The following is a 14,158-nucleotide window of genomic DNA, read 5'->3' on the forward strand; positions in this document are numbered from 1 at the left end:
CCTGATGCATCACCCGATGCATCAGGGATTGCCGTTTATTGCTGTGCGTGTTTTTGCAACGCTTCGCGGGTGAGTTTTCGGCTCAGCTCTTTTTCTTCGTAACCCATGTCGTGCAGCAATTGGCCGTAGACCTCATCGGTCATGTCCTGGCCCGTCAACACCAAACTGTCATCGATATTCAGGCGCCGGGCGAGGTCTTGCAGACGCTGTTTGAGGGCGCGTCGTTGTGCAATTTGCTGGTCCCTGGAACGGGCCCAGGTGTGTTGGACTTCGCGTAACTCATCGAGCAAGTCGCTCTTGGTTTCGTAAAACCGGGCATTGCGCCGGAATTCGTTCGGATAGGTGTCCTGCAGGTATTTCTGCCAGAACGGCTGTTCGATCATGTCGTTGACCAACCCATCGCCGGCCTCCATCGACATCACCGTCTCGAAGGCGGTGTCGAGGGTTTTGGCGTTCACACCGGCGATGGTGCGAAACAGCATCGTCTCCGATTGCCACGGTAAGCCGAGGCGTTGAGCCAGGCCGGTTTCGTAGGCGAGGTACACCTCGACCTCATCCGGATTGCCCGGGCGGCTGCCGAAATCGGCACGGGCAATGTCATCCACGCGCGCGAGGCGAGCAGCACCTCTGGCCAGGTTCACCAGTTTGCTTTCAAGCACGGCGTTGGACGTCGACAAGGCATAGGCTTCGGAGGCGAGCACCTTGATGCCCATGTGGTTGAATACTTGAGCCCCGGCATCGGCGCAGGTAGTAGGCGCCCTGGCCATTTCGAACAGGTCCTTGCGCAATCCGGTGTCCAGGTCGATGGCTTCGATCATGCGCCATACCCGATTGCTGAGCTGCTGACGCAAATCACCACCGGCCTTGTAATCGGCCGAGCGGGTCTGTTTCTGGATCAAGGCAAAAAAATCCTCGGAGCCAGGCTCGGTCATCAATTCGTGCCAGGCTTCCTCCCGGAAAGTACCCAGCCCTGAGACCTCGGCACTCCACCATGTCGAGTCATCGTTCATGGGCCACAGGTTCATCGTGTCCCGTGCCGCATAGGCGTAGACCTGCTCTGGCGAGATGCCGACGGATCGTCGATACGCTTTGAAGGTGATCCGGTTGGCCTCCGAGAGCCGCTCGTCGTACAAGCGGGTCCGCGCCAGGAGGAAGGCATCTTCCGAGCCGGGCACGACCTTGGGAATGACGTTGATCGGGTTCTCCTGCAAATCCAGAAAGAAGCCCCGCGGTCGACGTTTGTTGAAAGGCCCGAACAGGCCATCGGGCCAGGCGGTGGCCCCGGTGTTGCTCAAGCTCAGGACTCTCAGTCTGGGCATGCGTCCGACGTCCGGGAGCCGGCCCAACTGCCTGTTGTCATCAAGCCTGAGGGTTTCCATGCGGGTCATGTTTCGCAGTTGCTCGACGGCAGACGGGGTCAACGTGATGTTGTTGTTCATCAACCGCAGCGTCCGCAGGTGGTGCATTTTGCCGATGGCGTCGGGGAGTCGGGTCAAGCCGCAATTGCGGGCACTCAGTTGCTGCAGATGAGGGAAGTCACTGAGCAGACCGGGACCGCTTTCAAAAAAGGTCGTGCGGTCCAGATTCAAGGTGCTGATCTGATCGAGGTAGCGCTTGATATCCGGCAGCTCCTTCCACCAGCGTTCGAGGTCAAGCGACTTGAACTCTGTGGACAGGTCCAGCGCATACCCGCCGTCGGCCGTGATGCTACGTTCACCAAAGACCGTGGGCTTGCGTTTGAAACAATCGATTAACCGTTCGGCAATGTGCAAGCCGCCACTGTTGACGAACCCGTGTTGATCAGGGCCCCAGGTATCCGGCTGCTGGTAGCGCCAGCGATTGAACAGCACACGCAGGTCGTCCAGTTCGCGGTCCAGTCGGGTCAGTGTCTGATGCCCTTGCTCCTGCGAACCCAGGGATCGAACGAAGGTATTGACCTCGCGGTCGTTGAAGTGAGGGTAAATATCCTGCACCCGTTCGGTGAGCGTGGGGGCAACGGTGGAGAAGCCGGGACCGCGCAACAGGATCATGTCTTCATGGTCAGCCAGCGGACGGATCGGCGGTGCGGCGAGCGCCGTGCGGCGCTGCGCCGGTGTCTCGGTCTTGGCCATCACCCATTGCTTGAAGAAGCCCCCCTGGCCTGGCCGATAACCCAACTGCGCCTGTTTGTTTTCCGGCAAGGCGTTGAGAACGGCTTCGTAAAAATCAGTGGCGTCGTGCAGTTTTCGGTTGTCACCGTCCCAGACTTCGAACCGGTTGCCATCGTCCTTGACCAACACCCGGACCATCGACGCGCCCTCGGCACCCACACGGCTGCGCAAGGGGCCGGCATCGTTGCCTTCGCGAACCTCGATGCGCAATTGCGCGAACGTGTCGGTATGAATCCTCAAGGCGTTCAGCACCAGGCTTTCGGTTTGCGCCACCCACTGCGCGCCGTCATGGAAACCTTCATAGGCGTGGTTCGTCCGGGCTTCGAAGGCCGCCTCACGGGCGCGGCTCTTGAGGCTCAAGGGCAGTCGTTGCGTTTGAATCATGCGCTTGAGGTCGGCAGCGTCGGTGGTGTTCAGCAGCGTCGTTGCGGCACGGGACGGCAACTCGGGAAAGGTATGGCGCATGAGTCGCAGCGGCGGATCGTCGAACGCCTGGGCCCCTTGGTAAAGCTGATTGATGATGTCTGGGTTCAGTCGATCGGCTTCGTCCGCCAGACGATTGCGCAAGGCTTGCACCCGTTCACGTTGGGCGGTGGACCGACCGAGCACGGCGTGCAGCTCTTCTTCGTTGAGAAACCCGACAAGGTCTGGTGCAAATTGCTCGCTCATGAGGTTCGACAAACTGGTGGACAGGGTCTGTTCGGCCGTCGCATCGGCGTTGCCGTACTGGCGGAACCGGCCGCTCATGTCGGCGTTTTCGTAGACCTTCAGGGCTTTATCCGCGGGCCAGCCGTCCAGGTAAGTCGCCAGCGGTTCAAACCAGTAGGAAGAAGGATCCAGAGGCTGGCCTGAGCGAATCCTCCTGATGGCCTGGCGGGTCTGGCGCTGGATGTTCAAGCGGGTGAGGCTGTCGTCGAGTAACGGTGGCGGGGCCGTATTGTCGACGTACATCCGGCGCAGCGCACCGTCGTCGGTACCACTGGCGATGCGAACGGCTTCGAGTTCCGTGTCGCTGAAGCCCTCCACGGTGTGGCCGAGACGGCGCATCAACGTCGGACGATCCCAGGCTCGCGGGTTCTCGGCTTCATGGGTCCAGGCGCCGAGGCCGTTGTGTTTCAACTCGGGCAGGTAAGCATTGTCGCGATGCGGGTGTTTGACCCGGTAGTTGCCGGTTTGCGGATCCTTTTGCACGGCGTAGTGCTTGTCATCCAGCGGCAGAACAGCCTCGCCCTCGTGAGCGTGCAGCCCCAGCGCGTCAGGTCTGGAGTCCGGCGATAACTGCACATTGGGCCATTCATAAGGTTTCAGGTCGGGGTGCCACAACCGGGGTTCGCCGTTGGGCAGCGTGACCGGTTTCATGCCTTCGATCAGCGGCGACAGTTTCAGGCGTGCCAGCGCACCGATCTGCGCACCGGCGGCGAACGCTTCCAGCTGAAGAACATCGGTGACCAGGCCGACAATGTGTTCGGTGGCTTCAGTCCACAGTCCCAGGGTCATGTCGACGAGGCCTTCAATGGCGTCGCTGGCCATCTGATAAGCCATGTAGCCCATCATCAGCTGACCCAGTCCGGGCACGAACGGCGTGACGACCATCAGGGCGATGTTGAAGATGTCCGAGACGATTTTCTTGAAGTTCTCCCACCAGGCCCATCGTGCATGAGTATCGGCATCGGCGGTTGATACGGCGATGTGACGGGCGTCATTGAGGACCTTGTTGAGCTTTTGCTCGAACAGGTACTGCCAGAGTTCGCCGCTGATCGGTGCGGTGTTGAACTGCAGACGAGGGGCGGTGATAGCCTCTTCGCGCCAGCTCGGCCTCGGGTCCAGCGGCTCTTTGCGATGCCATTTCACTTGAAACAGGCGTTGTGGCAGCCCGCCGAAAAAATGCCCCCGATCGGATTGATCGACGAACCGGCTGAAGAATTGCTGGTAGGTCATGCCGGTGGAGGAGATGACATCGTTGTCGCGCAGCTGACGCGTCAGTTCTTTCATCAGCGCGAGGGTCGAGGGGTACTCTTTCAGCGGGTGCTCGGGGTCTTGTGGGACATACGCGAAGATCGGCACCACCTCATGGACCCGGTTCAGATCCGGCGTAATCAAGACGATGCCGGTCAGCTGGCTGTCGAGCATGGACAGTTTGGCGAACTGCATGATTCGGCCTTTGCGGGTGAGGTTGCGCTGGCCATCGAGCATCATCAGGATCAGGTCACCGGCATCGGCGTCGATGTCGCCCTTCAGGACGGCCAGTCTGGCGGCGGCTTTAAACGCGGCTTTCTCGTTCTCGATGATCTTGTGTTTTAAAACCACCTGGGCGAGGCCATCCCTGGGCCGCAACTGTTCTTCGAGGTATTTCGTGTAGCGCGCGCCAATGTCCAGCGTGCGACACAGGGTCTGGAACTGGGCGATGGACATTTTTCGTTTGATCGCCAGGGTGTCGAAATGCCCGCGGGCATCGGGCTGGCTGATGAAGTTCGAGTCCGCCTCGCAGGTTTCGTGGCTCGCGAAGTTATGCAGGGCCGCGTCGAGTAGTGAAACGGTGCGGGTCACCACGCCGTTGAGGTGGCTGGCATACCAGGGAAGCTGTTTGGGTAGATAAAGGTGCAGGTAAGTGGTCTTTACATCGACGTCGACACCGAACTGTTCCAGCAACGCTCTGGTCAGCAACGGTTCGGCGAACTCGTAAACGCCTCGGACCTTGTCCATGACCCGGTCGACGGTGTTTTGAGCGGACCAGAGGTCGAGGTTGGCGTGTTGTAGCGGGGTGTGATCGAACCCCCTGATGTTCTGTGCCCAATACCCTGAAGCCGTTTGCGTGAGGCTCAGTTCCCGGATCCGTCGCACTGACGCGTCCTTGAACGTGGGATGGATACGGCTTTTGATGAAATCGTAGTGGCGACCTTTTTTGTCATTGGCCCCCGGTGTCGGTCGCGCTGATATACGTCCGTGTAAGTCAGTCATGCTTTTAATAAACCTTGAGCGTTAAGTGGAGTGACCAGCCTAACGCCCGAGGCTCAAAGTAAAAGCCTGAATTACCGCTGCTTAATCAGTGTCAGCCGCCCAAAAGCATTGGAATTACCAATGCCGAAAATAGGTAATTACCACCTTTTTTTCAGCGCCGTGCGACCTCCACTGGCAGGCATTGCGTATGCGTACCCGGTTGCAGATAAGGCGTGAGAATCGGTGCCATGCCCTTGAGCACCTGCACGGGCAGCGCGGAGGTGAACTTGAAGGCCTCGGCGGTGCGCCCGGGCACGAAGGCGGTCAACGTACCGAAGTGGCTATCACCGATATAGAACACGAAGGTGGCCGTGCGGTTGATTGACTTCGAACTCAGAATCCGCCCGCCGGAACCAATGGCTTCGATGCGGTTATCCCCGGTCCCGGTCTTGCCGCCCATCGCCAGGGGTTTGCCATCGGGGGTGATGAAACTGCCGGAAACACGTTTGGCGGTACCGGCGTCCACCACTTGCGACAAGGCCTCGCGCATGGCCGTGGCCACTTCGGACGGCATCACCCGTTTGCCGGCGACCGGGTCATTGATCAGTTTGGTTTCGTATGGCGTATTCGCCGCGAAATGCAGCGTGTCGATACGCAATGTCGGCATGCGCACGCCATCGTTGAGAATGGTGCCGATCAACTCGCCCAGCGCTGCCGGACGGTCGCCGGAGCTGCCAATGGCGGTGGCCAGCGACGGCACCAGGTGATCGAACGGATAGCCGACTTTCTGCCAGCGTTGATGGATGTCGAGGAATGCTTCGATCTCGAGCATGGTGCGAATACGGCTGTCGCGGGCGCCCTTGTGCTTGCTTTTGAACAGCCAGCTATAGACTTCCTGACGTTCGAACTGGCTGGCTTTGACAATCTGGCTCCACTTGGCGTCAGGGTTGTTCAGCAGGTAACCCATCAGCCACAGGTCCAGCGGGTGAACCTTGGCGATGAAACCCTGGTCCGGCAGGTCGTAGGTGCCCGGGCTGTAGCTTTCGTACAGCCGTTGCAGGCGTTCGTCAGTGAGTTTTTCAGTGAGCTTGGCGCCTTTGAGGTGCGAGCGCACAAAGGTGTTAAAGCTTTCCTGGCTGGCTTGTGGCAGCAGATACCGGTGCACTGCTGCCAGGCGGATCGGCGTCGGGCGCATGCCGTCGAGGAAGGTGTCGAGCCGTGCCTGGGTGTCCTTGTTTTTGTACTTTTTCCAGAACTTCAGCAGAAACGAAGTGCCTTCTTTGTCGGCGAAATCGGCGAGGTATTCCTGACGCCGGGGATCGCGGTCGTCCTTGAGCAGTTCGGCGCTGTTGTTGGGGCCGGAATAGGTGGTGTAGCGCACCAGGTCGCGCATCAGCCGAATGAACGGCAGGTTGATGGACTCACGCAGGGCATCGCGCAGGGTCGGTATGCGGCCGTTGTCTTCCTTGCGGAAGTTATGGAACACGTGCAACCCGCCACCGGTGAAAAACGCTTCGCCAGGGCTGGCCGAGTATTTGCGATCCAGCGCGGCACCGAGCATCGCGGGCAGGTTGCGATCCTTGTTTTCGATCAGGTAGTCAACCGCCCAGCGGCTCAGGCGGTCCTGATCGGGGACATCGACTTTCTTCAGTTCCGGGATGCTGATCCCGGCGTATTTATCGTGCAGTTCCGCCATGATTTGCAGGTAGGTGGTGAGCACGCGCATTTTCGCGGTGGAGCCCAGTTCCAGCTTGCTGCCTTCGTTGATGTCAAACGGCTGGTCGGTGCTGTCGGTTTGCACCCGCACGCGCGCGCCGTCCGGCGTCAGTTCAAACAGGGTGAAGCTGTAGCGCACCTGAGTGGTGCTGGTGGGGGTGAGCAGGCGTTCGCCCATCAAGCCGATCTGCGTGGCGAACACCGGGTCGGCCAGGCGCTTGAGGTACTCGGTAGCCTGGCTTTGCAATTCACCTTGCAGGGTGCTGGTGGCGGACAGGTCGAGGCGGTCGAGGTCGTACAGTGGACGATTGAGCAACCCGCCCAGACGGCTGCGCGCCACGCTGATGCCTTTGTTGGTTTCGATCGGCTGAATGGTCGGCTGGGTTTGCCAGTCGCGGTAAGTCACCTTGCTGGCCAGTGCCGCTGCCGCGAAAGGCGCATCGATCACGTTGTTCTGGGCGAGCAGGCGAATGTGGCTGTCGGTGAGGTCAGCCAGTTCATCACGGCCCTTGGTCAGGTAGTGGGAAGGGCGACGCTGGGCAATCATCAATGACAGTATTTCACGCAAGGCCAGACCTTTGGCGGCCATCGTCTTTGGATCGGTGGCAGGGCTGGCCAGCGTTTCGTTGGCCTTGTCGAAGTCGGCGCCGTACCAGACGCGCAACCCTTCGGCCATGCCATGCACTTCACCGTGACCGGGCACGGCGGACAGCGGCACGCTGTTGAGGTAGTCGCGGACCACATTTTTCCGGGCCTCGAGGGTGTCCGGACCTGCCTGATAGGCCCGCACGGTGGCGGAGATCATCTGCCGGATCTTTTCCGCACCCGACACCGTCAGGCCATCGGGCGAATGCCGATACTTTTCAAGCTGTGTCGCCAGGGTACTGCCGCCCGCCGATTGACCCGGCAGGTGAATCAACTTGGCCACCTGCGACCACGCGGCCATGCCGAAGCGCGGCCAGTCCACGGCGGGGTTGGCCAAGGGTTGCTTGGGGTCAAGCAGAAAGCGGTTCTCGATGAACAGCAGGCTGTTGACCACCACCGGCGGGATCGCATCAAAGCTTGAATAAAGCTGTTGTGGGTATTTGAACTGGTACAGCGGCATCGCGCGACAGTCGGTGATCGACAGGCCGGCCTGGATTTTCTCGGCGTAGGGCACGAAAAGGCCCTTGCCGCTGTAGTCCATCAACTTTTGGGAAAAACGGGTTTGGGCGGCAATCACGTAATTGCGCTTGAGCAGCCGGGGCAGGAACTCATCCAGTGAGCTGTAGCCCAGACGCAAATCAAAAGGCCCGGCGCCAGGGTAGCGGATGGCATCGCTGGGGCCTGGTTCCAGGGAATAGCTCAGGGACGCCGCAAACTTGCTGACTTCCCGGGCTTGGAATTTGGAGGTGCGCATTTCCTTGGCTGCCGCCAGTCCCACGACAATCGCGATGATCAGCAGCAACAACCAAAACGCCTTCCAGCCGTGTTTGACACGACTGGGGCGAGGTTTTTCAGGTGACGGCGCTTCATCCACACGTTCAGTCGGGACCACAGTTTTACTCGTATCGGTTTGCCACAAAGCGCCCATAGCCGATTGATCCATTCACGCAGATTGATCTGACTTGTCTGAAGCTTAGACGGTGGTTGGCGATGGTGAAAAAATTGTGAGTGCACAATTTTCCAATCTGTTTTGTTTTTTGTGGCGAGGGAGCTTGCTCCCGCTGGGCTGCGAAGCGGCCCCAAACCTGGCAATCGTGGTTTTTCAGGTAAATGGGGTCGTAGGTTTTGCGACTGCTGCGCAGCCGAGCGGGAGCAAGCTCCCTCGCCACAGGGCCGTAGTGGCCTTTGGGTAGTGTTACAACCAACAGGCATCCCAGAGGGGGTAATCACCGATTTTTTCCACCAGCCCGGCACGCAACGGGTTGGCAACTATGTATCGGGCGAACGGCAGGAGTTCTTCGCCATCGCGGATTGCACGATCGTGATAGCCGGTTTGCCAGAAGGCTCCTCGACTGTTTGAGGCCTGGTTAATGGTGAGCGTGCTGCGTGATTTGATGGCCTGCATGAGTTGCGCCATGGTGCGCTGTTCGAGTTGCACCAGCCAATGGAAATGATCCGGCATGACGACCCAGGCTATCGAATTGACCCACTTCTCTTCGTGGGCTCGCCTGAGCTCGGCGACCAGCAAACGGCCCTTTTGCCAATCAGTGAAGATTCGACGGCGCTGATGAGTAACTGCAGTGATGAGATAGGCCCTGCCAGGTTCCGAACAGCGTCCATGGCGCAGCAGGTGCGAATTTGGGCGTGGATGCATTCCTTTGCGTCCTTGAGCTGATAGTCCAGTTCACCTTAGCCATGCTTTCGTTTCTGCGTGGCTTCAAGTTCTGAGTGAAATGTCTGAATCATCTGAAGGAACAGTCTCTGTGGCGAGGGAGCTTGCTCCCGCTGGTCTGCGAAGCAGACCAATAAGCGCAATGACGTTCTTTCAGATAATCCTTTGAACACAGAATTGCGACTGCTACGCAGTCGAGCGGGAGCACGCTCCCTCGCCACAGGGGGTTGGTGTCTGGAATGGCTGAGCTAGACACCTCCCAAGGTAAATGCGGCGAAGGTCTGGGCATGACGATGCACCAATGCTGTGCAATACTCGGCGCCGTTTTCTGTCACGGGTGAAATCACTTTTAGCCAGTTAAACCCTCTCCGCAAAACCGTCTTTTGCCGAGAGTTGTGGCTGCATTTTGTGGTTTATTGAGTGAAAACACCTGGGCAATGCTTTTTATACTGCACGTCCCGCTGATCCTGGAGGTTTTGTCCTACAGGACGGTCCTGCTCACGAAGTACGGCCGGTTTCAGGCAAGCAATGGCTTATCGGTCAGCGCTTCGACACTCGGTGGCTATATCCAATAACAAGACGAGGATGTCCCTATGCCAGCTGGCAATCACCTGCCCCACGGCGAGACCGCTCAGGGCGGCCCGCTTAAACGCGAACTCGGCGAACGGCATATTCGCTTGATGGCACTCGGTGCCTGTATCGGCGTCGGTCTGTTCCTGGGGTCGGCCAAGGCCATCGAAATGGCCGGCCCCGCCATCATGCTCTCCTACATCATCGGCGGTCTGGCGATCCTGGTGATTATGCGCGCCCTCGGCGAGATGGCCGTGCACAACCCGGTCGCCGGCTCGTTCAGCCGTTACGCCCAAGACTACCTCGGCCCCTTGGCGGGCTTCCTGACCGGCTGGAATTACTGGTTCCTGTGGCTGGTAACCTGCGTCGCGGAAATCACGGCGGTAGCGGTGTACATGGGCGTCTGGTTCCCCGATGTGCCGCGCTGGATCTGGGCGCTGTCGGCGTTGATCAGCATGGGCACCATCAACCTGATCGCGGTCAAAGCCTTCGGTGAATTCGAATTCTGGTTCGCCCTGATCAAGATCGTCACCATTATTGCGATGGTGGTTGGCGGCATCGGCGTGATCGCGTTCGGCTTCGGTAACGACGGCGTGGCGCTTGGGGTTTCCAATCTCTGGGCTCACGGTGGTTTCATGCCTAATGGCGTGCAAGGCGTGTTGATGTCCCTGCAAATGGTCATGTTCGCCTACCTTGGCGTCGAGATGATCGGCCTGACCGCCGGTGAAGCCAAGAACCCGCAGAAGACCATCCCGGATGCCATCGGCTCGGTGTTCTGGCGGATTCTGCTGTTCTACGTCGGCGCACTGTTCGTGATTCTGTCGATCTACCCGTGGAACGAAATCGGCACCCAGGGCAGCCCGTTTGTGATGACGTTCGAGCGTCTGGGCATCAAGACCGCCGCCGGTATCATCAACTTCGTGGTGATCACCGCCGCGCTGTCGTCCTGCAACGGCGGCATCTTCAGCACCGGGCGCATGCTCTACAGCCTGGCGCAGAACGGCCAGGCCCCGGCCGGATTCGCCAAGACTTCAAGCAACGGCGTGCCGCGTCGCGCCTTGCTGCTGTCGATGGGCGCATTGCTGCTGGGCGTGTTGCTCAACTACCTGGTGCCGGAGAAGGTCTTCGTCTGGGTCACCGCGATTGCCACCTTCGGTGCGATCTGGACCTGGGTGATGATCCTGCTGGCCCAGCTGAAATTCCGCCAAGGCCTGAGCGCCAGCGAACGTGCCGGCCTCAAATACAAAATGTGGCTGTACCCGGTCAGCTCGTACCTGGCGCTGGCGTTCCTGGTGCTGGTGGTCGGCCTGATGGCGTACTTCCCGGACACCCGCGTGGCGCTGTATGTGGGCCCGGCGTTCCTGGTGCTGCTGACGGTGTTGTTCTACGTGTTCAAGTTGCAACCGACCAATGCGTCGCAAGGCGCGGTGCATTCGGCTTCGTAAGACGTAACGTTTGAAATGCAAAAAGCCCCGGTCGAGATGACCGGGGCTTTTTGGTTTCAGGCGATTGCGTTTTGCGGTGATCGCGTCAGGCGTTTATTGAACTCCAGCCAGACCGCCAACAACCCCATCAACCCGGCCCCCACCAGTGCGGTGAAAATTTGCATGGCAAACGCATCGTCGGTCAGGGCGTTGACCATGTCGGCCAACGGCGCCAGTAACACGCCGAGGCAGAACACCTCCAGCGAATAACGCCCCATGCGCGAGCATTGCCGGGCCAGCCAGTGTTGCGTCCAGCCCGTGTCTGGCAACAGTTTCGCCGTGACATACGCCAGGGCCAGAAAGTGCAGCAGGCGCACCGGCGACAGGTCGGTCTTGCTGATCGGGTACAGCAGATTACTCAGCATCGTTGGCATCACGGCATCATGTATTTCCGGCCAGCGCCAGGACACGGTGATCACCCCGGCCAGCACCGCATACATCGCCGCACCGACAAACAACGGCTGGCGCAGCAGCGGACGCGTCTCGGCCGCCCGGGGCTTTTGCCCGTGAATCGCCGCTGCGCCACCGAGCACAAACAGCAGTTGCCAGGTGACAGGGTTGAAGTACCACACGCCGTCCTTGATCGCGGCCAGGTTCCAGCCAAACGAAGGCGCCAGCAGGTAAACAGTCAACGACACCGCCACCACCGCCCACGCTTTGCGCACCAGCATCGGCAGCACCAGCGGCAACCCGGCCAGCAGCACGATGTACAGCGGCAACGGGTCCATCAGGTTCGGCTTGAAGCGCAACAGAAGTTCATCCGTCAATGCTTGCTGCGGGTTGCTGATGAAGTGGTGCAGGCCCATTTCCTCGACCAGATCACGGGTTTCCACATGGCTGTTGGCGAAAAACACGATGCCCATCAGCATCGCCAGCAGGAAAATGTGCACCACGTACAGCACCCAGGCGCGGCGCAGGATTTTCACGCAGGCGATCAGATAACCGTCGCGCGCGAGGATCTTGCCGTAGGCCAGGACTGCCGCATAACCGGCCAGGAACACAAAGATTTCCGCCGCATCGCTGAAGCCGAAATTGCGCAGGGTGATTTGACCCATGGGGTTGTGGGGCACGTGATCCCAGAAAATGAAGATCAGTGCCAGGCCTCGGAAAAAGTCGATTCGGTGATCGCGTTCAGTCGTCATGGCGGCGGGCTCTTGAACGGTTTTGAAGTAGGAGCGAACGGCGCCACAAAGGGTAACGCGCCGCACATCGGCGGCGCGCAGGGTGCCGTGATTTACGGGTAATTGCAAAAGTCCGGGTATTACCGAATGTCTCTGAGCATCGCCGAACGATAACCGCCTGTCTAAAAGCCGCGCGGCCCCGCGATCTCTGGCTACCGTCGGGTTCAAAGCTTTATCGATTGAAGGCGGAATTCCCATGAGGCGCCGGCATGAAGATCAGCGATTGGCTCGACAAAGAACTCGCAGGCCGTCAGGTCTGGTTGTTGTTTCTTCTCGCGACGCTGCTGTATGCCCTGCCGCTGATCCTCGCGGATTACCCCTATATCGATGACAACTGGCGTTCCCTCGCTGCCGGTGCGGCGTGGACGGAGGAGGGCCGCCTGTTCGCGCAATGGTTCTATTACCTGCTGACCTTCAGCGGTGCCGCGCCCAATATTTTTCCGTTGCCCCTGTTGATTGCCACCCTGGCCATGAGCGCCGCCCTGACGCGCCTGACGTTCCATTATTTCCCCGAACCGACGTTCGGCCATTGCCTGGTGTTGCTGCCACTTTGGTACAACCCGTTTTTCCTGCAAAACCTGTCGTACCAATACGACGGCCCGACCATGGCGCTGAGCGTGGTCGCGGTGATCTACGCGATTACCTTCCGCAGCCTCTCGCGCGTCCAGCAACTCACGGTTCCGGCACTGTTGATCGCATTGGCCATCGGCCTTTATCAGATCAGCATCAATGTGTTTCTCGGGCTCTGTTGCCTGGAGCTGCTGCGGGGCGCCAACGATCGATTATCGTGGCCCGCGTGGTGCCGATTGCTCGGCTGGAAAGTCGCGCAGTTGGTGCTGGCAGGCTTGATCTATTACGCCACGGCGTTTGCCTGCATGAGTCAAACCCGCACCTCGATGTTGAACGGTGCGGCCGCGCCGCTGCTGCAAGTTGAAATCAATGCCGGCCGGGTCCTGGAAAAAATCGTGCTGCTGTTTCATGGCGGGTTTGCCTGGGTATTCGGCGCGCTGTTGTTGTGCGCCATCGCCGGTGGTGTGTGCGTGGGGCGGGGTGTGCTGGCGCGATGGGACACGGGCCTGCACAAAGCGGTGATCGGTATTGCGTGTCTGTTGATGCTGCCGGTTTTGATGTTGCTCGTTCCCGGCATCTCGTTGTTTTTCCGCGACTTCAATGAAGGCGCACGAACCTTGATGGGCTTTGGCGTTGTGCTGGTTTTACTGTTCTACCTGAGTCATCGGGTGCTGGCGTCATTGCATGGAAAGCTGCCCTTGCTGTTGTTAATCCCGCTGTTGGCGACGCTCTCGTTGTCCTTCGCTTATGGCCGCGTACTGACCTTGCAAAAGACCTTCTCGACCAACGCGCTGTATGCCTTGAGTGCCGACATCGCCTCCCGCCCCGCATTGCGCAACGCCAAGCGCATTTACCTGTCGGTCAGTTATTCGGATCACTGGCTGGTGGCCGCCGCCGGGTCATTCAAGCAACTGCCGGTATTGCACTACCTGTTGAACATCGACTTCTACATGCTCGCGGAAAACCTGCCGAAAACAGGCATCACCAACGTGGTCAGGGAAAAGGAACGGCGCAACGCCACGTGGGTGGGGTACCAGGGTTATCCACCGCTGGTGGACAGCCTGTTCTATCGCATTTATCTGCTGGGGGATTACGGATTCATCGTCATGAAGGAGCCGCCTCGGGTGACCACGCTGCAGTGGTAATCGACCGTTGGTCTGGAAGGCTGCGCTACCTGTTAGTTCTGACAGTAGACGCACATCTTGCGCTGGCTTTAGGTTGACGCCTGAAACA

General features: G+C 59.3%; 6 protein-coding genes. 2 read left to right on the plus strand and 4 right to left on the minus strand.

The features are described 5' to 3' along the window. Window positions 1-35: 35 nt before the first annotated feature. The 3 genes from AB4N43_RS22680 to AB4N43_RS22690 form a co-directional block, all read right to left on the minus strand. Window positions 36-5,108: an NEL-type E3 ubiquitin ligase domain-containing protein gene (locus AB4N43_RS22680; protein WP_460151962.1), complete on the minus strand. Its 5,073-nt coding sequence runs from the start codon at window positions 5,106-5,108 to the stop codon at window positions 36-38. A gap of 151 nt (window positions 5,109-5,259) precedes the next feature. Continuing rightward, window positions 5,260-8,376, minus strand: a complete 3,117-nt coding sequence (locus AB4N43_RS22685; protein ID WP_460151963.1) for a transglycosylase domain-containing protein — start codon at window positions 8,374-8,376, stop codon at window positions 5,260-5,262. 267 nt (window positions 8,377-8,643) lie between these two features. Continuing rightward, on the minus strand, window positions 8,644-9,102 hold the full coding sequence (locus AB4N43_RS22690; protein WP_059182216.1) for an REP-associated tyrosine transposase: 459 nt from the start codon (window positions 9,100-9,102) through the stop codon (window positions 8,644-8,646). Between the two features lie 611 nt (window positions 9,103-9,713). Here AB4N43_RS22690 and AB4N43_RS22695 point away from each other — a divergent pair. Continuing rightward, a complete protein-coding gene (locus tag AB4N43_RS22695; RefSeq protein WP_027922795.1) occupies window positions 9,714-11,135 on the plus strand; it encodes an amino acid permease in 1,422 nt (473 codons plus the stop codon). 56 nt (window positions 11,136-11,191) lie between these two features. Here the strand turns inward: AB4N43_RS22695 and AB4N43_RS22700 are convergent, their stop codons facing one another. After that, the gene (locus AB4N43_RS22700; protein ID WP_027922796.1) at window positions 11,192-12,316 is read right to left on the minus strand and encodes an OpgC family protein; all 1,125 of its coding nucleotides are present in this window, start codon (window positions 12,314-12,316) and stop codon (window positions 11,192-11,194) included. A gap of 248 nt (window positions 12,317-12,564) precedes the next feature. Here AB4N43_RS22700 and AB4N43_RS22705 point away from each other — a divergent pair, with 248 nt between their 5' ends. Further along, window positions 12,565-14,070, plus strand: coding sequence for a glucosyltransferase domain-containing protein (locus AB4N43_RS22705; RefSeq protein WP_460151964.1), 1,506 nt, complete (start codon window positions 12,565-12,567; stop codon window positions 14,068-14,070). Window positions 14,071-14,158: the final 88 nt, after the last annotated feature.

The organism is Pseudomonas sp. S2_B07 (genome assembly GCF_054668435.1).

Coding starts and splice junctions, on each gene's coding strand:
- AB4N43_RS22680 (WP_460151962.1), bottom strand. CDS start 5,108: ATGACTGACTTACACGGACGTATATCAGCGCGACCGACACCGGGGGCC.
- AB4N43_RS22685 (WP_460151963.1), bottom strand. CDS start 8,376: ATGGGCGCTTTGTGGCAAACCGATACGAGTAAAACTGTGGTCCCGACT.
- AB4N43_RS22690 (WP_059182216.1), bottom strand. CDS start 9,102: ATGCATCCACGCCCAAATTCGCACCTGCTGCGCCATGGACGCTGTTCG.
- AB4N43_RS22695 (WP_027922795.1), top strand. CDS start 9,714: ATGCCAGCTGGCAATCACCTGCCCCACGGCGAGACCGCTCAGGGCGGC.
- AB4N43_RS22700 (WP_027922796.1), bottom strand. CDS start 12,316: ATGACGACTGAACGCGATCACCGAATCGACTTTTTCCGAGGCCTGGCA.
- AB4N43_RS22705 (WP_460151964.1), top strand. CDS start 12,565: ATGAAGATCAGCGATTGGCTCGACAAAGAACTCGCAGGCCGTCAGGTC.